Consider the following 20,931-nt stretch of genomic DNA (forward strand, 5'->3'; position numbering starts at 1 on the left):
ACCGTCAAGGATGGGCTTGACCGGCACAGGGGGGGTCTGCCTCGGATTTGGTCATTCCAGCCGGAACCGCCACCCGTCCACCGGGAAGGACATGTCCGGTGTCACCCCCATCCCGGCATACAGAACCCCGCCCACGAAACCTCCTTTCAGGTTGTTGCGCTCCCCGCCCGGGAAAAGCGCCATGGGGCACCAGGTTTCGGGGAGGAGGTTTTTGAGATCCAACGTATGGAAAGGATACAGGTAATTCAAGGCGGCCCGGGTTGCTCTCTGAACCGACGACCGGAAGGTTCTCAAGGTGTCGTTGACAGATTATAAAATATGCATTACCATTTTTGTGTTCAAAGGGGGTGGAGGATGCTGGAAAGGGTGCGGATCCGGGTGCTGGATTGGGCGGTCCGGGGGTTCCTGGCCTGGATGGTCTGGGTGGGTGGAGAGGTGATGCGGGCGCTGGGTCGGACGATGGCCCTTGCGGGATTTCTGCCGGGGCGGTGGTTCGCCCAAAGCGTGGCGTTCGTTCCGGCAGGGGGCGCCCACCGAAGGATCCAGGCCCTTCTGTCCCATCCCGCGGGCATACGGGCGATGGGACATGTTCTTGCTTCCTTTCCGGCGGGTGGACTGGTCTGGGATGCCCTTCGGGGACGGCTGGCTTTTGGAGTTTTCTCGGGGAAATGCACGATCGTCCCCGGGGGCTTCAAACAGGGAGGGAGTCTCATGGAGGAAAAACGGAAAATCCTGGAAATGGTGGCGTCGGGAAAGATCTCCCCGGAGGAGGGCGTGAAGCTCCTGGAAGCCCTGGAACAACCCGCCCGGCAGGCCATGAGCAACACCCGGGAGGGAAAAGGGAAGTCCCTCCTCATTGAGGTGCACGACCTTGAAGATGGTGACCATGTGATGGTTCGCCTGCCCCTGTCGCTGGTTCGGTGGGCGGTGAAGGCGGGGGTGGGGTTCAAATATCTCGCGGCCCGACAGGTGGAGGACCCCGAGGTCCGGGCACAGGTGGAACAGGCTTTTGACGCCCTCAACGAGCTGGATTTCGACCAGATCGTTCGGGACGCACAGGAACTGGGGGAACTGGTCCGGGTAGATTCCGAGGACGCTCAGGTGGTGGTCCGGATCGCGTGAACGCATTCCCCTTTGATCCGGTGAACCCGGGGAGGTTCGCGTGAAACCCATCTCACACGCCCCCGGCCTCTGTCCCTTCTGCGGTGGATCCCTCCACGCAGAGGTGCTCCGATGTTCCCGGTGCCGGACGCGGTTTGAAGGGCGGTTTGACCTTCTGCCTCTCCACCGGCTTTCCGGAGAGGAAGTGCAGTTCCTGCTCCGGTTTCTCCAGCACTGGGGAAATCTCTCCCGCCTGGCCCGGGAGATGGGGGTGTCCTATCCCACCGTGCGGGCGCGATACCGGGAGATTCTCCAGAACATGGGGCTTGAAACGGCGGAGGAAGAAGAGAACGGGCCAGAATCTTCTGCGGCAGAGGTGCTTGCCGCCCTGGAGCGGGGAGAGATCACGGTGGACGAGGCGCTGAAGCGCCTTTCGGGAGAGGGGTAAACTTTACCTCGGGCATCCCGGAGAAATGCGGAGTGGGTGAGGTGTTATCTCGATGTGGGGAGTTGTCGCATATCCTTGCAGCGGCACGGCTTTTGGATCGCTGGTGCCTATGGACTTTCGTTAAACACGTTGAACAAGCGATGTGCTGCGGGGCGTCGTTCAGACGGGAAAGATACCTTTGATGCAACATTCTGCACCCCTAATAAGGGAATCTTGACCTGAACTGACGGGGTGTTTTCTCCCCTGGTGGGAGGGGCTGGGGGGGGGGAAATGTCCCATTCAGTCGACAACCATCCAGGGGTATCTTTTCTCAGGCTGCACCCGAAGGCGGGGGCAGTGGTGCAAAGAACGGGGACAGGTTCAGCGTGAACCGGGTGGGCGGAAAGGAAAATGAACGTCCCCATCACCGGGACATGCGCACGTGGCGGACCTTCCGCCACCATTCCCGGACCTTTTCGATGGGTTCGGTGTAGCGCTGCTCCTCCCAGGGATCCCCGATGAGGTGATAGCCCCGCTCCTCCCAGAACCCGGGGATCAGATCGTCCAGAACCACCAGTTCCGTCACATATTTGGCGCTTTTCCAGGCATAGAGCTGGGGCACCACCAGCCGGGCGGGTGCGCCGTGCTCCTGGGGAAGCCAGGACCCGTTCAGCTTCAGCGCCAGAAGGCTGTCTTCTTCAAACAAAAACTCCAGGGGGATGTTGGTGGTGTAGCCGTCCAGAGAACGGGCCATCACCTGAACGGCACCCTCTCTGGGCCGGGCCTGTTCCAGAATCCAGGCGGTGGGGATGCCCTCCCACACCAGCGCCCGCTTGGACCAGCGAGTCACACAGTGAAAATCCGCCACCACCTCCACACCCACTTCCTCCAGAAGGCGTTCCAGGTCCTGAAACGTCCAGGAAAGGGGATGTTCCACAAGACCCGAGACGTCAAACCGGTACGTTGCCCGATCCACCTGCGGCCCGCCGGGAAGGATGTCATACACGGGGAAGGTGTCCACATACTGCTGGCCCGGCGGCAGGTCTTTCCGGAGGGTGACGCTTTGAATGCGACGCTTCGGCATGGGCTGATGATACGTCCACCGGGGCGAACCAGCAACTGTGGCCCCTCACCGCCGGACAAAAGCCGGACATTTTCCTTTTCGAGATTCCGCGGGGTCTTTGAAAGAGACCGGGGCACGATCTCATTCTGACTCCAGACGGATGATCGCCGAACGTCAGGCTCATGGGGTTCCTCCAGAGGGCGCACGATGTTTTTTGTCAAACCTGACACCCGCGCGCGCCAAAGTTTTCCCAGATTTGAGACGGACCTGGCCGGGAGGAAGACGGTTGGGGGCAGAACGAAAGGGAGGATACACGAATTTTGCGAACGAGGAGGATCTGGCAATGATCTTGCGGTTATGTTCGTAGCCTATATAGGCACAATGAACACAAAGGAGTGAAGCCATGAAACGCGTGGTGATCCTTGGAGGTGGCACCGCGGGAACCATGGTGGCCCATCGCCTTTCCCGGGAACTTTCCCCACGGGAGTGGAGCATCACCGTGGTGGATTCCAGCCCGGTCCATTATTACCAGCCGGGGTTCCTGTTTATTCCCTTTGGCATGTATGAGCCGAGGGATGTGATGAAACCCCGGAAATCCCTCTTCCCTCCGGAAGTCCGGTATGTCCAGAGTGAGATTGAGGCGATCGAGCCAGACAAAAACCGGGTTCGGCTCCGGGGAACCCCTGAGGCCCTGCCCTACGACTTTCTGATCATCGCCACCGGATCTCACCCCCGTCCCGATGAAACCCCCGGCCTTCTCGGAGACGCCTGGCACAAATCCATCTTTGATTTCTATACGCTGGAAGGGTCCACCGCCCTTCACCACGCTCTGGAACGCTTTGAGAAAGGGCGGCTGGTCCTGAATCTCGTGGACATGCCCATCAAGTGCCCGGTGGCTCCCCTGGAGTTCCTCTTCCTTGCCGACTGGTATTTCCGGGAGCGGGGCCTTCGGGAGAACGTGGAGATTGTGTATGTCACCCCTCTGCCAGGCGCCTTCACCAAGCCCCGGGCTTCCCAGATTCTGGGAGGCGTGCTGGAAGAGCGAAACATCCAGATCGTGCCGGAGTTCTATGTGGAACGGGTGGAAGCGGACAAGAAGGTGCTCGTCTCCTATGAGGAGGAAGAGGTTCCCTATGATCTCCTGGTCACCATCCCCATCCATTATGGAAGCGAAGCCATCCAGCGTTCAGGCATCGGGGATGAGCTCAACTACGTCCCGACGGACAAGCACACCCTGAAGGCCCGGGCGTTTGACAACATCTTTGTGCTGGGGGATGCCACGGACACGCCGGCCTCCAAGGCGGGGTCGGTGGCCCACTTCATGGTGGACGTGTTCGTGCCCAATTTCCTGCGCTATATTCGGGGCCTGGACCTCCTGCCCACCTTTGACGGGCACTCCAACTGCTACATCGAATCCGGCTTCGGCAAAGCCTTCCTCATTGACTTCAACTATGAGGTGGAGCCTCTCCCCGGCAAGTTTCCCCTTCCGGGGGTGGGTCCCTTCGCCCTCCTTCAGGAGTCCCGGATCAACCACTGGGGCAAACTCCTCTTCCGGTGGATCTACTGGCATGTGCTCCTGAAAGGCAAGCACCTTCCCATCCCGGCCCAGATGACCATGGCCGGGAAATGGGCGTGAGGAGGAGACCATGAGTGCCACGGGAAACCCGACACCGAGCCTCTCGCTGGAAGAGCGGCTGGATGCCCTCTCCCGGGATGTGGCGGAGATCGCCGCCTACATCCGGGAGGAGCGGGCCCGGCGGGAATCCCAGCGGGACCTGATGCGGGACCTGGAGCACATCCTGCCCGAGGTGTATGAGGTTCTGACGCAGGAGCTTCAGGATCTTGAAGGTTTTGTCCAGCTGGAGGATCTCGTTCACCTGGGCCGGGTCTTCCTCCGGAACGTCCGGAATCTGATCTGGCTTCTCGAGCAGCTGGAGAGCCTCCGGGATCTCCTGCGGGACGGTGAGCTCATCGTCCACGAAGCCGTGCCGGCCCTGATTCAGGAACTGGACAGCCTGGAGAAGCGCCAGTATTTTGCCTTCTTCAAAGAGGCTCTGCGGATTCTCGACAACATCCTGACCCACTATACACCGGAAGATGCCCGCCTCCTTGCGGACAACATCGTGCTCATCGTGGACACCATCCGGGAACTCACCCAGCCGGATGTGATGACCCTTCTTCAGGAGTTCACCGACACCTTCCGGGAAGTGACGGAGCAACCGGAGGCGGTGGATGTGTCCATACGGAACATTTTCCGGTTGCTCCGGGATCCCCATGTGCGCAGGGGGCTGGTGATCACCATGCAGACCCTGCGCCTGATTTCCATGGGGCGGGGCCAGATGCCCAAGCAGGCCCTTGCCTCTGGTAACGGTAAGGAAACCCCAAAAGAGGATTAAACAAGGAGGAGCCATCATGGCCACGAAGATGATTGCCAACAAAGAGGTGGAAGTCAACGATGAGGGGTATCTGGTGAACCCCGATGACTGGACGGAGGACATCGCCCGGGCGATGGCGGAAGAACTGGGGATCGAACTCACCGATCGCCACTGGGAGGTCATCCGCTTCGTCCGGAACTATTACAAAGAGCACGGCAAATCGCCCACCATGCATCAGATCAGCAAAGGGGCGGGGATTCCCACCAAAGAACTTTTCAAACTCTTTCCGAAAGGACCCGCGAAAAAGGTGGCCAGGATTGCCGGTGTGCCCAAGCCGGAGGGGTGCATCTAACGCTCCGGGAGAAACCAGCTGAAGCTGGTTTCTCCCGGAAAATGAGGGAGGGACACCATGGCTGAAGAAAGTGCCCGGAAGATGGCCTTCATCTGCTCCAAGGGGAACCTGGATATGGCCTATCCGGCCCTCATCATGGGGTGGGCCGCCCTCACCGAAGGGGTGGACGTCACCATCTTCTTCACCTTCTGGGGGCTGGATATGGTCAACAAGAAACGGGTGGACCACCTGAAGCTTCCTCCGGTGGGGAACGCCAGCATGCGCACCGGGATGATGGGCTTTCCCATTGACTTCGGGATTCCCCAGTGGATGGGCATTCTCCCCGGCATGACGGAACTGGCCACTGCCCTGATGAAGAAGAAGATCGCCGAAGTGGAAGCCCCGCCGGTACGGGAGATGCTGGAGATGCTCCACGACGCAGGAGCCGAGATATATGCCTGCAAGATGACGGTGGACATGATGGGGCTCAAGAAAGAGGATCTTCTGGACGTGGTGGACGACATCGTCACGGCCGGCCAGTTCATCGAGATGACCGAAGGAGCCCAGATCATCTTCATCTGATGCCCCCGGTGGGGGGCCTGTGAACCCGGGGCGGGGCGCGTTGCGCCCGCCCCGGTGTTCTGTTCCGATGAGAAGGTGTACAATATGCATGCGATGCATCCGGGAGTGGAACACCGCACCCCGGAATCACGCGGATGACGAGAGAAGCAGGCAGAAAGGACGGGCCGCACAGGAAAACCGTTTCAAAAGCCCGGACCCGTGCGCTGGATTCCTCCTGAGAACATGAAGGGAGAGCCGGGGGTGGACGATGTGTGAACGGGATCTTTTATTCTGCATGTTCTACTACCTTGGTTATGTCGCCCTGAGTGGGGCGGTGGTTGCCGGCCTGCTCATTTTTTACGACGGGTTCAGACGGAAGACAAACAGGGATCACCATGATGACGAGGAATAAGAACCTGGCAGAGATTGCCCGTGAAATCGAGACAGATCTTCAAAGGGGTCTATCGGAGCAAGAGGTTCGCGAAAGGCTAAAGCAATACGGCTTGAACGAGATTCCCGAAAAAGAGGAACCGCTGTGGCGCAGAATTGTTCGCCGTTTTTGGGGGCCCATCCCCTGGATGATCGAGACGGCTGCACTGCTTTCGGCGGCTGTGCAAAAATGGGAAGATTTCACCATCATTGTGATCTTGCTTTTTGTGAACGCTGGGGTTGATCTCTGGCAGGAGCACAAAGCCCTGTCCGCGCTGAAAGTGTTGAAAGAAAAACTTGCCCGAAAAGCCCTCGTTTTGAGGGACGGGGAATGGAAAGAAGTGGATGCGAAGTTCGTCGTTCCGGGCGACGTTTTGAAATTGAAAATTGGGGATATCGTGCCCGCGGATGTCAAGCTGGTCGCGGGGGACTTCATCCTTGTGGACCAGTCGTCTCTGACCGGAGAGTCTCTGCCCGTGACCAAAAAGGTTGGAGATCTTGTCTATGCAAACTCCATTGTGAAACAGGGAGAAATGATTGCCGTTGCCGTTCAAACAGGACAGAACACCTATTTTGGGAAAACGGTGAAGCTCGTTGCCAGAGCGGAGCGAGAGCAACATTCCCACTTTCAGGAAATGGTCGTGCGGGTTGGGAACTTTCTCATCATGCTGACCGTTCTGATCGTCGCCATCATGGTGCTGGTGGAGTTGAATCGAGGGGCAGACTGGAAAGAACTTCTTCGATTTACACTGGTTCTCACGGTGGCCTCCATCCCCGTGGCGCTCCCCGCTGTTTTGACGGTGACGATGGCTGTGGGGGCGCTGTATCTGGCCAGAAGGCGGGTTATTGTCAGCAGGCTGGCCGCCATCGAGGAACTTGCTGGCGTGGACGTTCTCTGCTCGGATAAAACGGGAACACTCACCCAGAATCGCATGACCATCGCGACCCCGTATACCCTGGAGGGATATACGATCGAAGATCTGATGGTGTATGCCGCTCTTGCTTCCAAGGAGGAGAACCATGATCCCATCGAGGTTCCCATTTTTCAGTGGTTGTGGGAGCATAAGGTCTATGAAAGGTTGAAACGCTGTGCGCAGGAGAAATTCGTGCCCTTTGATCCCGTGAGAAAGCGAACAGAGGCGCTTGTCCGCTGTGAGGGCAGCACCATTCTGGTCACCAAAGGTGCACCCCAGGTCATTCTTGACCTCTGCGACGAAACAGAATTGGATAAGGCGGGTGTTTATGCAAAGGTGGAGGAATTTGCCCGCAAGGGATTTCGAACCCTGGGGGTGGCCCATAAAACTGTGGATGAGGAAACATTCCATTTTGTCGGGCTAATCCCCCTCTTTGACCCTCCCCGTGAAGATTCCAGACAGGCTGTTCAGGAGGCCAAGCAATACGGCATCGATGTGAAGATGATCACAGGAGACAATATCGCTGTCGCAAAGTACATTGCAGGTGTCCTTGGAATTGGAGACAGGATCAAAAGCGCGAGGGAATTGAGAGGGGAGCCTTATGACGAGTATGCACTGCTGGCCCGCATTTTCGCGAAGGCGCTCCTGAAGGTTGAAGAAGGTCTTTCAGACGAAGAGGCCGATCAACGTGCGAAAAAAGTCGCGGAACTTGTGGGAGAAGAGGTGAAAGAGCGGAAACTCCTCGCCGGGTTCGTCAAGCATCATGAGTCGGAAATCATCCGAATGCTTGAAGAGGCGAACGGATTCGCCGAGGTCTTCCCCGAAGACAAATACTTCATTGTGGACAAACTCCAGAAAGCCGGCCACATTGTTGGCATGACGGGGGATGGGGTGAACGACGCGCCGGCGCTCCGAAAGGCCGATTGTGGCATCGCGGTTTCCAACGCCACCGATGCAGCCCGGGCAGCGGCTGATCTTGTCCTCCTGGCCCCGGGGTTGAGAGTGATCGTTCGATCCATCGAAATTGCCCGTCAGATTTTCGGGAGAATGGAAGCGTACACCATTTACAGGATTGCCGAAACGATCCGCGTCGTTTTCTTTATGGCGCTTTCCATCATGATTTTCCAGTTTTATCCGGTGACCGCTCTCATGATTATTCTGCTCGCCCTGCTCAATGATCTTCCCATTCTGTCCATTGCGTATGACAATGCGAAAGTCCATCCACGGCCTGTTCGGTGGGACTTTTACGAAATGAACATGATGGCGTTCTGGCTTGGCGTTGCGGGTGTGATTTCCTCATTTGTTCTCTTTTTCTTGCTGGAAACATACTGGAAACTCCCCCAGGACCTTATTCAGTCCATCCTTTTCACAAAACTCGTTGTTGCAGGGCACGGGACCATCTATAACACACGCATCAAAGACTGGTTCTGGAAACGACCCTGGCCCTCACCGATTTTGTTTGCGGCAACGTTCGGGACAAGGTTTCTGGGGACGGTGATCGCCGTTTATGGTTTTGGGCTCATCACACCGGTGGGATGGGGGTGGGCGCTGTTCATATGGGGATATGCCATGGTATGGTTCTTTTTCAACGACATCGTGAAAATGACGATTCTGACAATGTACAGGCAGAAAAAAATCGCTGGGCGTGTCCTGGGCTGACGCTCGCGGTTTCCATCATGCCGGGGTCTCCGGTACAATGCGGAATTGTGCTTTTTATGCCAGATCACATCCTTTAGGGAATCCGGGTCTGCTTGTTAGAGATCCTTAAGGGAACATTTCCATACCCAACCGCGATTACGCAGCATCTTTGTGATCCAAAGAGCGAAGGGACCCCTTCACCGGAAACTCCAGGAACGACCGTCCGTGCTCGCGGTTGTTCCTGAAGGAGCAGAAAAGGAGGAGGTGCGGATTGCTTCCGAGCGGTGCGTGTGGGTGGCGGCCGCCCTGCTTGAGCCCCGCGTCAGACGCCTGCCCCCCTTGCCGTGAACTCCCGTCCGAGAACCAGCAGCGCCATGATGTGAAGCGGCCAGACGGGCAGCGACCATCCCAGAAAGGAAGCGAAAAGGGGATGCCCTCGGTCCACACCCTGGACAACCATGGTATGAAGCCGGCTGAGGCCCGTCATGAGGAGAAAACCACCGAGCAAAAGATCAAACCATACGCGGGAATCCCGGTGCGCGTTCCCTTGCCAGAGCCGGAGTCCCGCCACAAACCCAGTCCATTCCATCACCACAAGGGGGAGAAGAAGCCAGGTTTGAGGGATGCCACTGGTTATGTTCATGAAGTAAAAGTCTCCGTGTGATCCCCGGAGGAGGGCGAGTCCGTCAGGAATCCAGCGCAAGCCGTTCACCAGCAGGAGAAGCACACCAAGGTCACGCTGGCGTGGGGTTGACCCCCGCAGGGCAAGCACCAGGCCCCCCAGGATGAGCACGAGATGTATGAGAGGTCCGGCCAGGAGGGTAACGAACCATTCCCCCTTTGCAAGATTCCGGGACAGACGGAACCACCCTTCTCCCACCTCGGGAAAGGATGCGTGGATCCAGCGCTCCGGATGAAGCGGAGGGTCGTTCCACTTCTGGACCAGCCCCAGCGGTCCCATCACCGGACGGGCCCCCAGCACCTGGAGCACCAGAGCGTGTCCGCCCTCGTGGAGGGCGATGCTTCCATAGATCACCGCCGCCACCACGAGGAACGCACGCATGCGGTGCTTCATGGCTTGATCAGGAGCCGGGCCACACCTCCACCCGATGGTCCACCGGGGGCAGACTCATCAGGTAGTCATAGATGGCGCCCAGGTCTTCCTCCGTCATGCCCGCGTAAAAAGACCAGGGCATCACCGTGTTAACCTCCACCTTCTGGCTGTGAAGGTGCTCCGGTGTCCGGCTCTTGAACAGGGCGATGAACTGATCCCGGGAGAGATGGCCGATCCCCGTTGTGGGATGGGGGGTGATGTTGGCGGAACGGACCTTCTGACCGCTGTGCAGGGTGAACTCATGGCCTCCCGCAAATTCAAGGCCCGGCAGGGGTCGTCCCCGGTCATCCATGGGGGTGTGACAGGTTTTGCAGCTTGCGAGGGTGGCGAGATATTCCCCATACGCCAGGCCGTCTTCGGGTTGGGGCGTGGATGCTTTGAGGGTCGCTGGCCGGGGAAGGGTGCGCAGGATGAAGTTCATGGGAAACTGGACCTGGCTTCGGGGAACGTCCCGGACACAGGGCTTGAGGGTGCGGAGATAGGCCAGGATGGCCCAGGCGTCTTCACGGGAAAGATGACGATAGTTTTCGTATGGCATGAACGGAAAGAGGGGCCTTCCGTTTCGATCCACCCCTTCGGTGATGGCCTGCAAAATCTCTCCGTCTGTCCAGGATTTCAGAGCATGGGGCGTGATGTTGGACGGGTAGATTTCTCCCGGGAATCCCTGTTCCGGACCGAAGCGCTCGCCCCCACACCCTTCGGTGCCCGGAAGGATGGGGGCGGTGAAGACCTGCCAGTCCCGATCTCCATGGCACTCCATGCAGGCGGCCACATGGTTGACCAGATAGGCCCCCCGTTCCACCCGTTCAGGCGTGACATCCACGGTGATCTCGTGAGGCGGTCCCACCCGGGGAAAGGTGAGATGGAAAATCCCCAGAACCCCCGCCCCTGCGAGCACGACCAGCCCTGCCACCACCAGGGCGCCCTTCACGGCGGTGTGACGTTTCATATCCCCCTCCTGGTTCGAGTAACCCTCGGCAAAGCATACACCCTTCCCGGGGCTTTGTCAAATTTGCGCATTGCCTCATTTAAAATCTACACGAAAAGACATGGTTGCCTCACGAAAGAATCTACATGAAATCTCCCGTACCCTCTCTCCTGAAAAGCATCACCGACAAGGAGGGAGGGTACCATGCCGAACAAGGAGCTGGATCTCATGACCCGCAAACATATCACCGTGCAACTCGCAAGGAGGTATCAAAAGGCCTCCAAAAAGGAAAAGTCCAGAATCCTGGACGAATTCTGTTCCCTCACCGGCTACAACCGCGCCTACGCCTCTTTCCTCCTCCGAAATGCCCGAAAAACCGTCACTTTCCATACCCCCAACGGCCCTCGCATCCGTGTCGTCGCTGATCCCAACATCCAAATCCAGCGAAAACGCAAACCCATCTACGGCGAAGACGTTCGAAAAGCCCTCGTGGCCGTATGGACCATCCTGGACTTCCCATGCAGTCGCCTCCTCAAGGCCGCCCTCCCCTGGATCGTCCCCAAACTGGAACAAGAAGGATACCTCAAGATCACCGACACCGTCCGCCAGAAACTCTTCTCCATCTCCCCTTCCACCATCGATCGCCTCCTCGCCCCCGTACGACAGAAGTCGACTCTGAAGTGCAAGTACCGAACCCGCCCTGGGAAACACCTCAAACACCAGATCCCCATTCGAACCTTCGCCGACTGGAACGAAGCCGAACCCGGCTTCATCGAAATCGACCTGGTGGGGCATGATGGAGGAAGTGCAAAGGGCGATTTTGCCCTGACTTTAGTGGCAACAGACGTCCATACCGGCTGGACGGAGATGCACCCTGTGAAAAACCGCGCCCGGGTATGGACCCATCAGGCGCTGGAAATTCTTGTGGAGCGATTTCCTTTCCCCATCAAGGGCATTGACTGCGACAATGACAGTTCCTTCATCAACCATCATCTTATGACCTGGTGCAGGGAGAAGGGGATCACCTTCACCCGATCCCGGCCCTATGAGAAAAACGACAACTGCTATGTGGAACAGAAGAACGGCCATGTGGCGCGGAGACTGGTGGGGCATTTCCGGTATGACACGCCCCAGGCACTGGAGGTGCTGGAAGAGGTGGAGCGGTTGTATTCCATTTTCGTCAACTTTTTCAAACCAACGATGAAGCTGGTGGAGAAAGAGCGGGTGGATTCGAAAGTCCGGAAGAGGTATGACACGCCGAAGACACCCTATCAGCGTGTGCTGGAAGATCCGAGGGTACCGGAGGAGGTGAAGGAGAAACTTCGGGAGCGATTTGCTCAGCTCAATGTGGCTCAATTAAGGAAACGGATTCTCTCGCTACAGGAGCGTCTTTTCTCCTTTGCCACACCTCCAGAGCCTGCGGAGGAAGATCTCCATGTGTTGGGATAGATTTTCTCATGAGGCAACGACTTGGGTTCGAATAGATTTTCTCGTGAGGCAATACGATTTGGGAGTGTGTGCCCTTGACCGGTCCCCGCCCGGCCTCTACCATTCCTTCGTGGGGGACTTGTGGTCTGGGTTTTCATCGCCGGGGGGATGCCCGGGTGTTTGCCCTCACGTTCGGGGCGTTTGGGGCGTTGCTCCTGTGGGTGGGATGGTCGGTGGGGGATGGAAGCCTCTGGGGCATGGTGGATGCAGTGATCCCCTTCGTTGTGGGCGGAGGCATGGTTGTGCTGGGTGTGGGGGTCCTGATCGGCACCTTTCAGGAGGGATAAGATGCGCTGGATGTTTCTGGGTGTGGGGGTGGTCCTGGCCGTCCTGGCGCTTGCGCGCGCCCGGGGGCGGCGGGCTCTTGTGCTTTTTGCCTCCGTGTTCTTCCTTGTGGGGATGCTCGTCATGGGCTATGGGCTGGAGACCTTCTGGCTGTCCATGAGCGCCCGGTCCTGGCCCACCGTGAAGGGGTCCGTCGTGTCCTCATGGGTCCAGGAAGAAAAGGATTCCGACGGGGATATCACCTATCGTCCCGTGGTGGAGTATCGCTACGCGTATCGGGGGAAGACCTTTACCTCCCGGCGTCTCTGGGCGGGAGGGGGATTGAGTGGAAGTCAGTACTGGGCGGAAAAGGTGGTGAGCCGCTATCCTCCCGGCAAAACCGTACGGGTGTATGTCCGTCCGGGTCATCCGGACTATGCCGTGCTGGAGACCGGGGCCACGCCGACGGGTGGTTTTTTCATCCTTTTCGGACTGGTGTTTGCCCTTGTGGGGGGCGGCATGCTCGCCTTTTTCACACTGTCGGATCGTGTCCGGATCGCCCCTCAGGATATGCCTTCTCTGTTCCTCACCGGTTTCGGCTTTCTCTGGCTTCTCATGACCCTGCCCCTTGCCCTGGAGACGGTGAGCAAAATCCGGGATGGACGGGTGGATCTCCTGGTGTTTGTTGGAATCGGCGTGGTTCTCATCGGGGTGGGGGTCCTGGGTGTGGGAGGCACCATGCTGGTTCGTCGTCTTCGGGGGTGGTCCATCGAGATTCAGGTTCCGGAACCGGTTCATCCGGGGGACGAGGTGTGCGCCCGGATCGTGCTCCCTCCGGGAAGGTTTGAACGGGCTCGGGTGCGCCTGTCCTGTCTGAGCCGCATCGTTCGGAAAACCAGCGACGGGTATACCACGGAGACGATGACGCTGTGGTCCCAGGAGAAGGTTGTGTTTCCCCACCAGGCTGTCCGGGGAACACGGGGAAGCCATGTGGAAGTGTGTTTTCTTCTTCCCTCCGATCTTCCCCCTTCCGGCGAACAGCCCCTGTCCGAAGCCACGCGCAGCATGTTGCTTGAAAACATCCGGAAAACGATGGAAAAGGTGCCCGGCGCTCTCCGGAATCTGGTCCCTGATCCGGAGTCCCTTCTTCCAGAGAAAGAAACCATCCTCTGGACGGTGGAGGTTCGGGTGGAACAGGGAGGCCCGGATGCCGTGAAAACCCGGATCCTCACCGTGATTTCTTGAAGGTTCCCGACCTGCTGAATATAATTGAACCATCACGTGCGCCGCTAGCTCAACTGGCAGAGCAGCGGATTCTTAATCCGCGGGTTCCAGGTTCGAGTCCTGGGCGGCGCACGTTTTTTGTTTTTCACGAATAACCGTAAGGAGGTTGTCATGTGGTGGATCCTTCCCGCCGTGATTGTCGTGGTCCAGAACGGCACCACCAACCAGCCCGTGCCTGATCAGCGGGTGATGATCCTCAAACCTTCGCCTCAGGGACCCCCGCAGTTTCTGGACACCCTCATCACCAACAAAAAAGGGATGGCCCGAACGGCGATTCAGCCCGATTCCATGACGCTGGTTGCGGCCGAGTATCTGGGAGAGCTCTATGCCCATCCCCTTCTTCCCGGCCTGGACACCCTCTTCCTCACCGTGTATGACACAGGGGCAGCCACCCTTGGAGCCCTGTCCTATCAGGGACTCTTTCACGCCCTGGGAGACACCCTTCCGGGGTATTTCATGATCGAGGCCCTGGAAATCCGGCTGGTGGAGCCCGTGCGGGGACGGGTGGAGGGGATCGCCTTTCCCATCCCCGAGGGAGCGCAGGTGCTCCAGGTTCTGCCCCAGGCGGGCTGGGACATGACGGATTCCGCCCTGGTGTTTTCGGGATACATCAACCCCGAACAACCGGTTCTTCAGATCCAGTGGGTGTGGCAGGAAAACACCCGGACCACCCTTCGCCGGCGCTTTCCGAAAGCCCTGAGCAGCGGTACCCTGTATGCCCAGCCGGGGTTCACCCTGAAAGGGGATGCCCTTGAGGGAGGCAAGGAGGTGACCTTCCCCCAGGGTACTTTCATACAGTATTCGGTCAAGCCGGTGGACGCCTTCACCCTGGAAATTCAGCCGAAGGGAGGGATTCCGGCCGCGCCCTATGCCATCCGGTGGATTCTTGGGGTGGGAGGCGGCGTCCTTCTCGCCCTGGCCCTCCTCCTCGCGCTTCGGAAACGATATGCGCAAGGTTCGGGTGAAGGGGAGGCCTGAGGCCTACGCCCTCCATCCCTGGATTTTCCGCCCCAGTCTGGTGGGGCCGGAGGTGGAGGCGGGGGAAGCGGTGGCGGTGTATACCGCCCGGGGGAAGCTCGTGGGGTCCGCCTTCTATGCCCCCACCAGCTTCATCGCCCTCCGCCTCTACAGCCGAAAAGAAGAGCCTTTCACCTTCCTCACCCTGAAGGAGCGTCTCCTGGAAGCTCAAAAACTCCGGGAACGCCTCTATCCGGGGTCCACCACCTATCGGCTGGCCTTCAGCGAATCCGACGGTCTGCCCGGCCTCATCGTGGACCGGTATGGCGAGGGGGTGGTGTTTCAGATCAACGCGTGGGCTTTTGAGGTGCGACGCCGGGATGTGGTGGACGCCCTGGTGGACCTGCTGGATCCGGCTTTCGTCTATGAAGACAGTGAATCCGCGGCACGAAAAAAGGAGGGCCTTGCTCCCCATCAGGAACTCCATCACGGCCACCTTCCCGAACGGCACACCTTCGAACTGAACGGGTTCACCTGGGAGATCACCTTTGAGGGAGGACAAAAGACCGGGTTTTTCCTGGATCAGCGGGACAACTACCGGGAAATCGAACGGCTTTCCGACGGCCGGCGAGTTCTGGACGTGTTCTCCTATGTGGGCGGGTTCACCCTCCATGCCCTCCGGGGTGGTGCGATGGAGGTGTATGCGGTGGACGTCTCCGAAGAGGCGCTGAACCGTCTCAAAGCCAATGTGGCCCGTCACTTCGAGAATGCACCCGTGCTCACCTTTCCCGGCAATGCCTTTGATGTGCTGGACCAGCTCATCCTCACCGGGGAGCGCTTTGACGGCATCATCCTGGATCCGCCTGCCTTTGCCAAGGAGAAAAAGGCCGTTCCCCGGGCGATGATGGGCTATGACCGCCTTCACGAAAAGGCCATGCAGCTCCTGGCACCCGGCGGGTGGCTGGCCACCTTCAGCTGTGCTTTCCAGATCAAAGAAGAGCATCTCCTGGAAAGTCTGGAGCGGGCGGCCGTGAGGACAAAAAAACGCTTTCGCATGCTGAAACGCCTCACCCAGGCAGGGGATCATCCGGTCCTTCTGGGGTTTCTGGAAAGCCACTATCTCAAAGGGGTGGTGCTTGAAGTTCTGGACGGGTAACCCTCACTCCATCTGAAGGGACACGCCTCCCATCAACATGCCCATTTTCCAGAAATCCCTGACGGAGGGGGGATCACCTTCCACGTCCGGATATCCCCAATACAGAGGCGGCATGAAAAAGAGCTGGAGATGGCCCCGGGGAAAGGACCAGGACAGGCCGCCAAATCCGGGGGCGGGCACGAGAAGGGGGTAGAGGTGGAGGTTTGGGGTGACGGCCAGGTCCGGGAGGAAGGACAGATACAGGCCAACCGGGAAGAGGGGGATGCGAAACAGGAAGGGGCTTGCCGGTCCAAGCCGGGAATCGGGCATGGGGGTTGTGCCCAGGGGGAGCATGATCCCCACGTCCATGGCCATGCCTCCTCCGGAGGGGTTTTCCAGGAACAGGGACAGGCCGGCGCGGGAGACGGACGTGACATCCCAGAAGGTGTGGTTGATGGGATACCCGGCGCTCCGCCACACGCCCTGGATGGCGGTTCCAGCGGAAAGGCCCAGGTGGACATGCCCGCGGCGCAGGATCCAGGTGCGTCCCCAGATTTCTGTGGCCGCCATCTGCCGGCGTTCCCGCCAGACGTAATATTCGGAATCTCCCGAACAGCCGGGCCGGGAAGAATGGCTGTCCAGGGAAACCTGATGGATCCCGCCGGCGGCCCCCCACACCCCGGCTTCGGTGCCAAACCGCGGATCGGGGGGTGGGATCACATAGGGGAAGGTGCAGCCCGCAGACCAGGCAAGCCAGAGAAAGGGTCCGAACCACCAGCCCGCTCGCAGGCGCATGGCTTCATGATAGCCAGCGGGAAAAGATCTGTCAAGGGTGCGTCTGTGTCCTGTCTGTCTCAGTCTGAAATTTCTTCCAGCATCTTCACAAAATGCTCACGGAGAGGCGGAATCTCCCGCGTGACGGGATTCCCGCAATAAAATCTTCAATGTCTTCGATGGAGGAAACAATGTCCAGGAGATAATCCTTGAACGTGCGTTTCATGCGGGAATCGCTTCTTTCATGATGTTCTGGAAGAGCCGAACACGGCCAGGAATCGAACATCGTACCGTTCTCTCAATTCCTCCCTGTGTTCAGCCGGGATCTTCCGGATGCTTTCGAGCGCATCCATCGACACGCTTCCTCCTTTTTGCGGGCATGCATCGTGTATAGGGTGCGTGCCGGGTCTGTCCGTCCTTGTCTCTCATTCCACTTCGGGGCGGGGGTGAAAAATTGGTTTGGGCTTTCCGTGAAAAGATTTGTGCGCCCGGCACGAAAACCCGGGATGAGACAGGATCCTCTGAAGGTTCGCCCGCGAGCGCCTATCCTTTTTCCATGATGCGATATGTGCGGATCTTGCAGGTGTTCTGGAGCACCGCCCTGCAAATGCACATGGAATACCGGGGGAATTTTCTCCTCGCCCTCCTCACCAGCCTGGGCATGTTCGCCGGGAGTTTCCTGACGCTGTCCGTGATGTTCCTGCACACGCCCCAGCTGGGCGGATGGAGCTTCGCCCAGGCCCTTGCCGTGATGGGCACCTTCATGGTCCTGAACGGCCTGTCCCTCTCGGTGTTCTCCCCCAACCTGAACCGCATCGTAGAACACGTCCAGATGGGCACGCTGGATTTTGTGCTCCTCAAACCGGTGGACACCCAGTTCTGGCTGTCTTTTCGCTATCTTTCCATCCAGGGCTTCCCCGAAATCCTCCTGGGGGGAGGGGTGGTGGGGGCGGTGTATGCCCACCTTCGCCCGGGGCTCTGGCCCACCCTGGCCGGCGCTCTCCTGTTTGTTGCGGCGGCGGTTCTTCTTTATAGCCTCTGGTTTGTTCTGGCATCCCTCTCCATCTGGTTTGTGAAGATCTACAACATCACCGCCGTGCTCCAGACCCTGCTGGAGGCGGGGCGGTTTCCGGTGAACGCCTATCCCCTGTTCTGGCGCTTTGTGTTCACCTTTTTGATCCCGGTGGCCTTCATCACCACCTTTCCGGCGGCCATGTGGGTGGAGGGTCCGTCGGGGCGCATGGTGCTCGCGGGCCTCGCGGTGGCCGGTGGAGCGCTCATGGCCTCCCGAAAGTTCTGGCTGTTTGCTCGAAAATATTATACGTCCGCATCAAGCTGAGGAGAAGTCTATGGACGTGAAAACCTATGTGGCCCGGGGACTTGCCCATCGGGTTGAGCGTCCCCCCGAGGGCTATGTGACGCTGGGTGAAGCCCACGAGGGCGGACACCGGGTGGCATTCTATGCCCGGGAAGAAAACGGGATCCTCAAGCACGTGGTGTTCACATCCACCCGGCGGTGCAAGAAACTCATGGCTCTGGCCGATCGAGTGTGCGAAATCCTTGAGGGTCAGCGGGCGGACACCCTGTCCCTCCAGCCCGAAGCGGTGCTCGCCTTTTTCGGTGAGGAGCGAGAACAGGACAAACTCCGAAAGCGGATGGATCTCATCCTCCGCGCCCTGCACCGGGATCAGGGGAGGAAGTGGTAGGGACCGTGTTCCCCGAATGCGGAAGGAGATGTCTATGGCCTGGAGACGGGCGCTCATCCTGGTCGGCCTGTTCCTCCTGGCGGGGCGTTGCGACAGCCCATCCCGCCCATCCGCTCCTCCCGAGGGATGGGTTGCACTCCTTCCTTCCGACACGTCTACGCATGGGATCTTCATCCAGGATCTGATTCCCCGCGCCTCCGATATCCTCGTGGGAGGTGTGCTCTCCAGCCATCAGGGGGTGCGGGCCTGGATCCGGAAACTCACCTGGTCGGGAGAATGGCTCCCCATGGACACACTGCCTCAGGGAATCGATCTTACCCGTATCGTCCCTCTTGGTGGGAACCGTTATGCCCTCACCAGCTTTTTCAACGAGGGATTTCCGTGTTTCGCCCCTGTGGTGGATGCCGAGGGTCGCTGGGTGGACACTGTGCTCGTTGTAGACCCACAGGCCTACACGTGTACCATTCTGGATGTCCTGCAGACGTCCGACGGGTGGATTGCCACAGGGTTCTCAGGAAACCTTTTCGACACCAGCCAACTCTTTGTCGCTCATGTGGCACGAAACCGCCAGTTCTGGTTTGTCCGAAAGGTCCATGGGTCGAACACGTTCAATGTCGGGGGACTCCTTCTCTCGACTCCCCGGGGATATGGGGTGGTGGGGGTCACCGGTGATCACCCGGGAGGTCAGAGCTTCCTCTGGCTCCTGGAAATCTCTCCTCAGGGAAGTGTGCTCCGGGATACCCTGCTGGCGAAGAACGAGATCACAAGTCTTGTTCGGAGGGAAAGCGCGGTGATGGGCGTGGCCCTTTCTCCTCAGCCATCCCTCTTTGCCTGGGATTTTCAAACCTTTTCTCTCGTATGGGATCGGCCCCTGCCTTCTGAAACCTGGATCGCCCTGATGGATGCAGAGGAAACATCGCCTCTTGGAACGCTGGTATGGATGGACGATTCTTCGGCCCTCTGGACGGCCCGGGTGGACGTTCGCACGGGTCAGATGCAGGGAAACCGGAAACTCTATGATCGGGCGGGATGGCTGATGCAGCTTCGGGAGGACTCCCGGGGGCTTCTCCTGAACATGTTGTTTCTGGACAGCGTTCATGCGTATACCGGCGTGGTGTTCGTCCCCCACGGGGGGGTACCGCCAGATCTTCCTGACTCCATCCTCCCATTGAACCGACCGGCGGTTCCCTTCCTTCAGCACGTCCAACCCTGGGTGTTTCGAGGAGGAACGGTCCCATGAGGTGGATTTTTCCGTTTATCTTTGCCCTGTTGCTTGGGGCGTGTCACCGGAACACGGGCCCCTCCAGCCCCCCTGTGGGCTGGTTCACGCCTGTTCGGGGATCTGACTCGACCTGGGGGTTGCTGGTTGCGGACTATCTCGTGGAAGGCGATGGCGTTGTGCTCTCCGGTCCGGGTTTCCTGGGCAAGCTCGCAGGACCTGAAGACTGGGCGTTCTTCGTGGACCTGTATCCATTCCATCCCACGCGCATCCGGGACCTGGCGGGCGTGTACGCCGTGATGGGGGACCACGGTTTTCTGGAACCTCCCTGCGAGATTCTGTTCTTTGATCGGACGGGTACGTTGATCCGCACGTTAACCCTCCCCGCCGACACAAGCCCCAACTGCAATGTCCTGGACGCCCTGGCGCTGGATCATGCCCTTTTCGTCACGGGTTTTGTGGGAGATCTGTACGGGCTGCGGGAGGTCTTCCTCGCCCGGTTTGACGGGAGTCCCTCGGCAGGCTACACCTTCACCTGGATGCGCCGGTTTCACCGGGGCTCAAACCCCTGGCAGGCGGGGATCCTGCTGGATACGGTGGGGAGCAGGATCCGTATCGTCGGTGGAACCGGAAGGGATTCATACGGAGGGGATTCTCTCTGGGTGATCCAGACAGATCTTCAGGGCAACCTCCGGAAAGATAGCACGTATGCTCTGGATATTCCACATCCATGGCATGGGGTTCGGGTGTCAGGGAGTCTGGTTCTTCACCTGTGGGATACGGGGCAACTGATCTGGCTCTCGCCGTCCGGGGAGGTCCTCCACCTGATGGAAGGCCCCTTTGCGGCTTTTCACGGATGGGACAATCGGGGTCTTGTGTCACGGTGGGAGGATTCGACATTTGTGGTGGAATTCCTTGATCTTTCGCGTGCTCGGATCACGGGAACGCTTAAAAAGATACAATCCGATCCTTACTGGGGTCTGGATCTCCGTACCGGACCATCCGGGTATGCCATCCTGTTTATTGACAACATCCCGACTTTCCACCTTCTTTTCGTCCCCTGGGGTGGGACCTGGCCTGAGCTTCCACCGGCGGAGATGACGGACAGGCGTCCCGTTCTCAAACGCCCGGTGACCTTTGATCCGCTCGGGAGGAGGGTGGGCTGAACGGCGCGTTTTCTTGATGGTCCGGAGGGGTCGGTGTACCCTTTCCCTGCATCCATC

At 58.9% G+C, this 20,931-nt stretch carries 21 protein-coding genes and 1 tRNA gene; 17 read left to right on the top strand and 5 right to left on the bottom strand.

The window, feature by feature from the left end; all coding sequences use genetic code 11:
• Positions 1–51 precede the first annotated feature (51 nt).
• Positions 52–222 (bottom strand): hypothetical protein, encoded by a 171-nt coding sequence (locus AC6HU3_RS06405; RefSeq protein ID WP_497472948.1) that lies wholly within the window; start codon positions 220–222, stop codon positions 52–54.
• 132 nt (positions 223–354) lie between these two features.
• On the opposite strand from AC6HU3_RS06405, the gene AC6HU3_RS06410 reads away from it, so the two are divergent.
• Positions 355–1,122 (top strand): SHOCT-like domain-containing protein, encoded by a 768-nt coding sequence (locus AC6HU3_RS06410; RefSeq protein ID WP_497472949.1) that lies wholly within the window; start codon positions 355–357, stop codon positions 1,120–1,122.
• 40 nt (positions 1,123–1,162) lie between these two features.
• Entirely contained in the window at positions 1,163–1,549 is a 387-nt protein-coding gene (locus AC6HU3_RS06415) for a DUF2089 domain-containing protein (protein WP_497472950.1), read from the top strand.
• 403 nt (positions 1,550–1,952) lie between these two features.
• On the opposite strand, the gene AC6HU3_RS06420 is transcribed toward AC6HU3_RS06415, so the two are convergent.
• On the bottom strand, positions 1,953–2,612 hold the full coding sequence (locus AC6HU3_RS06420; RefSeq protein ID WP_497472951.1) for a molybdopterin-dependent oxidoreductase: 660 nt from the start codon (positions 2,610–2,612) through the stop codon (positions 1,953–1,955).
• Positions 2,613–2,994: 382 nt separating this feature from the next.
• On the opposite strand from AC6HU3_RS06420, the gene sqr reads away from it, so the two are divergent.
• From sqr to AC6HU3_RS06445, 5 genes are all read left to right on the top strand, one after another.
• Positions 2,995–4,227 carry a type III sulfide quinone reductase, selenoprotein subtype gene (gene sqr, locus AC6HU3_RS06425; RefSeq protein WP_497472952.1) on the top strand — a complete coding sequence of 411 codons (1,233 nt, stop codon included), beginning with the start codon at positions 2,995–2,997 and terminating at the stop codon, positions 4,225–4,227.
• A gap of 10 nt (positions 4,228–4,237) precedes the next feature.
• Positions 4,238–4,987: a helical membrane plugin domain-containing protein gene (locus AC6HU3_RS06430; protein WP_497472953.1), complete on the top strand. Its 750-nt coding sequence runs from the start codon at positions 4,238–4,240 to the stop codon at positions 4,985–4,987.
• Positions 4,988–5,003: 16 nt separating this feature from the next.
• On the top strand, positions 5,004–5,318 hold the full coding sequence (locus AC6HU3_RS06435; RefSeq protein ID WP_497472954.1) for a TusE/DsrC/DsvC family sulfur relay protein: 315 nt from the start codon (positions 5,004–5,006) through the stop codon (positions 5,316–5,318).
• Positions 5,319–5,375: 57 nt separating this feature from the next.
• Entirely contained in the window at positions 5,376–5,879 is a 504-nt protein-coding gene (locus AC6HU3_RS06440; RefSeq protein ID WP_497472955.1) for a DsrE/DsrF/DrsH-like family protein, read from the top strand.
• Positions 5,880–6,256: 377 nt separating this feature from the next.
• Positions 6,257–8,860, top strand: a complete 2,604-nt coding sequence (locus tag AC6HU3_RS06445; protein ID WP_497536296.1) for a plasma-membrane proton-efflux P-type ATPase — start codon at positions 6,257–6,259, stop codon at positions 8,858–8,860.
• A gap of 301 nt (positions 8,861–9,161) precedes the next feature.
• Here AC6HU3_RS06445 and AC6HU3_RS06450 read toward each other — a convergent pair whose 3' ends face one another.
• Entirely contained in the window at positions 9,162–9,902 is a 741-nt protein-coding gene (locus tag AC6HU3_RS06450; RefSeq protein ID WP_497472956.1) for a hypothetical protein, read from the bottom strand.
• 19 nt (positions 9,903–9,921) lie between these two features.
• On the bottom strand, positions 9,922–10,902 hold the full coding sequence (locus AC6HU3_RS06455; protein ID WP_497472957.1) for a c-type cytochrome: 981 nt from the start codon (positions 10,900–10,902) through the stop codon (positions 9,922–9,924).
• A gap of 183 nt (positions 10,903–11,085) precedes the next feature.
• Here AC6HU3_RS06455 and AC6HU3_RS06460 point away from each other — a divergent pair, with 183 nt between their 5' ends.
• From AC6HU3_RS06460 to AC6HU3_RS06485, 6 genes are all read left to right on the top strand, one after another.
• Complete coding sequence (locus AC6HU3_RS06460) at positions 11,086–12,330, top strand: DDE-type integrase/transposase/recombinase (protein ID WP_497472958.1); 1,245 nt, start codon at positions 11,086–11,088, stop codon at positions 12,328–12,330.
• A gap of 155 nt (positions 12,331–12,485) precedes the next feature.
• Positions 12,486–12,656 (top strand): hypothetical protein, encoded by a 171-nt coding sequence (locus tag AC6HU3_RS06465; RefSeq protein WP_497472959.1) that lies wholly within the window; start codon positions 12,486–12,488, stop codon positions 12,654–12,656.
• A 1-nt stretch (position 12,657) separates the two neighbouring features.
• Positions 12,658–13,878, top strand: coding sequence for a DUF3592 domain-containing protein (locus AC6HU3_RS06470; protein ID WP_497472960.1), 1,221 nt, complete (start codon positions 12,658–12,660; stop codon positions 13,876–13,878).
• A 38-nt stretch (positions 13,879–13,916) separates the two neighbouring features.
• Positions 13,917–13,989, top strand: a tRNA-Lys gene (locus AC6HU3_RS06475).
• A 39-nt stretch (positions 13,990–14,028) separates the two neighbouring features.
• Positions 14,029–14,895, top strand: coding sequence for a hypothetical protein (locus AC6HU3_RS06480; RefSeq protein WP_497472961.1), 867 nt, complete (start codon positions 14,029–14,031; stop codon positions 14,893–14,895).
• On the top strand, positions 14,864–16,030 hold the full coding sequence (locus tag AC6HU3_RS06485) for a class I SAM-dependent rRNA methyltransferase (protein ID WP_497472962.1): 1,167 nt from the start codon (positions 14,864–14,866) through the stop codon (positions 16,028–16,030). Before AC6HU3_RS06480 ends, AC6HU3_RS06485 begins: the two co-directional genes overlap by 32 nt.
• Positions 16,031–16,033: 3 nt before the next feature.
• On the opposite strand, the gene AC6HU3_RS06490 is transcribed toward AC6HU3_RS06485, so the two are convergent.
• Positions 16,034–16,804, bottom strand: coding sequence for a hypothetical protein (locus AC6HU3_RS06490; RefSeq protein WP_497472963.1), 771 nt, complete (start codon positions 16,802–16,804; stop codon positions 16,034–16,036).
• Positions 16,805–17,339: 535 nt separating this feature from the next.
• On the opposite strand from AC6HU3_RS06490, the gene AC6HU3_RS06495 reads away from it, so the two are divergent.
• From AC6HU3_RS06495 to AC6HU3_RS06510, 4 genes are read left to right on the top strand one after another with little or no spacing between them, the layout of a single operon-like run.
• Entirely contained in the window at positions 17,340–18,122 is a 783-nt protein-coding gene (locus AC6HU3_RS06495; RefSeq protein ID WP_497472964.1) for an ABC transporter permease, read from the top strand.
• 10 nt (positions 18,123–18,132) lie between these two features.
• A complete protein-coding gene (locus AC6HU3_RS06500) occupies positions 18,133–18,489 on the top strand; it encodes a nicotinate phosphoribosyltransferase (RefSeq protein WP_497472965.1) in 357 nt (118 codons plus the stop codon).
• A 34-nt stretch (positions 18,490–18,523) separates the two neighbouring features.
• Positions 18,524–19,729, top strand: a complete 1,206-nt coding sequence (locus AC6HU3_RS06505; RefSeq protein ID WP_497472966.1) for a hypothetical protein — start codon at positions 18,524–18,526, stop codon at positions 19,727–19,729.
• The gene (locus tag AC6HU3_RS06510; protein ID WP_497472967.1) at positions 19,726–20,874 is read left to right on the top strand and encodes a hypothetical protein; all 1,149 of its coding nucleotides are present in this window, start codon (positions 19,726–19,728) and stop codon (positions 20,872–20,874) included. The genes AC6HU3_RS06505 and AC6HU3_RS06510 overlap by 4 nt, the downstream gene beginning before the upstream one ends.
• The last annotated feature ends 57 nt before the right edge of the window (positions 20,875–20,931 follow it).

The sequence above is a fragment of the Caldifarcimen microaerophilum genome (genome assembly GCF_055387105.1).

Excerpts from the sequence above, each read along its gene's own strand:
- AC6HU3_RS06410 (WP_497472949.1), top strand. The coding sequence starts at position 355 with ATGCTGGAAAGGGTGCGGATCCGGGTGCTGGATTGGGCGGTCCGGGGG.
- AC6HU3_RS06420 (WP_497472951.1), bottom strand. The coding sequence starts at position 2,612 with ATGCCGAAGCGTCGCATTCAAAGCGTCACCCTCCGGAAAGACCTGCCG.
- sqr (WP_497472952.1), top strand. The coding sequence starts at position 2,995 with ATGAAACGCGTGGTGATCCTTGGAGGTGGCACCGCGGGAACCATGGTG.
- AC6HU3_RS06430 (WP_497472953.1), top strand. The coding sequence starts at position 4,238 with ATGAGTGCCACGGGAAACCCGACACCGAGCCTCTCGCTGGAAGAGCGG.
- AC6HU3_RS06435 (WP_497472954.1), top strand. The coding sequence starts at position 5,004 with ATGGCCACGAAGATGATTGCCAACAAAGAGGTGGAAGTCAACGATGAG.
- AC6HU3_RS06440 (WP_497472955.1), top strand. The coding sequence starts at position 5,376 with ATGGCTGAAGAAAGTGCCCGGAAGATGGCCTTCATCTGCTCCAAGGGG.
- AC6HU3_RS06445 (WP_497536296.1), top strand. The coding sequence starts at position 6,257 with ATGACGAGGAATAAGAACCTGGCAGAGATTGCCCGTGAAATCGAGACA.
- AC6HU3_RS06450 (WP_497472956.1), bottom strand. The coding sequence starts at position 9,902 with ATGCGTGCGTTCCTCGTGGTGGCGGCGGTGATCTATGGAAGCATCGCC.
- AC6HU3_RS06455 (WP_497472957.1), bottom strand. The coding sequence starts at position 10,902 with ATGAAACGTCACACCGCCGTGAAGGGCGCCCTGGTGGTGGCAGGGCTG.
- AC6HU3_RS06460 (WP_497472958.1), top strand. The coding sequence starts at position 11,086 with ATGCCGAACAAGGAGCTGGATCTCATGACCCGCAAACATATCACCGTG.
- AC6HU3_RS06470 (WP_497472960.1), top strand. The coding sequence starts at position 12,658 with ATGCGCTGGATGTTTCTGGGTGTGGGGGTGGTCCTGGCCGTCCTGGCG.
- AC6HU3_RS06480 (WP_497472961.1), top strand. The coding sequence starts at position 14,029 with ATGTGGTGGATCCTTCCCGCCGTGATTGTCGTGGTCCAGAACGGCACC.
- AC6HU3_RS06485 (WP_497472962.1), top strand. The coding sequence starts at position 14,864 with ATGCGCAAGGTTCGGGTGAAGGGGAGGCCTGAGGCCTACGCCCTCCAT.
- AC6HU3_RS06490 (WP_497472963.1), bottom strand. The coding sequence starts at position 16,804 with ATGCGCCTGCGAGCGGGCTGGTGGTTCGGACCCTTTCTCTGGCTTGCC.
- AC6HU3_RS06495 (WP_497472964.1), top strand. The coding sequence starts at position 17,340 with ATGATGCGATATGTGCGGATCTTGCAGGTGTTCTGGAGCACCGCCCTG.
- AC6HU3_RS06500 (WP_497472965.1), top strand. The coding sequence starts at position 18,133 with ATGGACGTGAAAACCTATGTGGCCCGGGGACTTGCCCATCGGGTTGAG.
- AC6HU3_RS06505 (WP_497472966.1), top strand. The coding sequence starts at position 18,524 with ATGGCCTGGAGACGGGCGCTCATCCTGGTCGGCCTGTTCCTCCTGGCG.
- AC6HU3_RS06510 (WP_497472967.1), top strand. The coding sequence starts at position 19,726 with ATGAGGTGGATTTTTCCGTTTATCTTTGCCCTGTTGCTTGGGGCGTGT.